Raw genomic sequence first — 1,149 nt, 5'->3', positions numbered from 1 at the left:
GGCCAGTGCGGCCAGCAGCGCACGCCGCTGGTCGGCCGGCGCCGCGCGATGGTTGTAGGCAACGAGGCGCAGCGCGCCGTCGTCGCCGAGTTGGGCGCGCAGCAACTGCGCGCCGATGCCGTCGCCCTGCGCGACGCGGATCTCCGCGCCGTCGCGCACCGCGAACAGGCCGTCCGCGAACGCGAGGCGGTAGGTATCGAGCATCGTGAATCCGTCCGGACGCACTTCAGCCAGCATGGCGCGCCTCCTGGCCCGTTTCCGTGTGCGCATCGAGCCGCGCGCCGAGTGCCGCGAGCGTCGGCGACGCGAACACGTCGGCCACCGTCAGCGCGTGGCCGGCGCGGCCGACCGCGTCGACGAAGCGCACCACGTCGAACGACGTCGCGCCGGCTTCGAACAGGTCGGCGTCAGGTTCGGGCGCGGCCGTCGCGAACGTGTCGGACCACAGCGCCGCGAGCACCGCCGCCGCATGCGGTGTGCGGGACGGCGTTGCGGCGCGTGCGTTGCTTTCGGTCTGCGCGCGCGGCGACGCCTGCTCGACGGCGCGCTTGTCGGGCGCACCGAGCACCGCTTCCGACGCGCCGGCGAAACGCGCGACTTCGTCGTGGTAGAGCTCGACGAGCCCATCGACGAAGCGGCGATCGAGCAGTTCGTCCGCGTACGAGAACGCGGCGCTCACGCGGCCGTCCGGATGCTCGACGACGTCCAGCTCCAGCGTGAACACGACGCGGTGGCGCACGTCGTCGAATCCGGCCAGCGCCAGGCCGGCCCAGTCGCGCGCCGCCGCACCGGTCGGGCGCAGGTAGTTGAACATCACCTGGAACAGCGGATTGGCCTGCGCGGCACGCGGCGCGCGCAGCGCCGCGACGACCTCCGTGAACGGCACGTCGGCGTGCGCATAGGCCGCAAGCGCCGTATCGCGCACTTGGGCGAGCACGTCCGAGCGACGTGCGGCCGGGTCGAGCCGCGTGCGTACGACGACCGAATTGATGAAGAGGCCGAGCGCGTCGCGGGCCGCATCGCCCGTCAGCTCGCGCGTCGACGCGAGCACGCCGACCGGCTGGTCGGCCGCGCCCGTCGCGCGAAACAGCGCGGTGTTGAGCGCCGCGTGCAGCAGCATCGGCAGCGTAGCGTGCGCGGAAGACGCCG

At 73.5% G+C, this 1,149-nt stretch carries 1 protein-coding gene and 1 pseudogene; both read right to left on the bottom strand.

Features of this window, described 5'->3' with window-relative positions; translation table 11 throughout:
• Nucleotides 1-237 (bottom strand): annotated as a pseudogene (locus G3N96_RS38700) (N-acetyltransferase); the annotation flags it as partial.
• The coding region (locus tag G3N96_RS38695) for a condensation domain-containing protein (protein ID WP_241023041.1) at nt 227-1,149 on the bottom strand (923 nt) is incomplete at its 5' end. The gene G3N96_RS38695 and the pseudogene G3N96_RS38700, both read right to left, overlap by 11 nt.

Origin of the sequence: Burkholderia sp. Se-20373 (assembly GCF_017104705.1) — a bacterium.
In the GTDB taxonomy this organism is placed as follows: Bacteria; Pseudomonadota; Gammaproteobacteria; order Burkholderiales; family Burkholderiaceae; genus Burkholderia.
The sequence above is the reverse complement of the archived record's forward strand: the minus strand, read 5'-3'. Positions and strand labels throughout refer to the sequence as shown.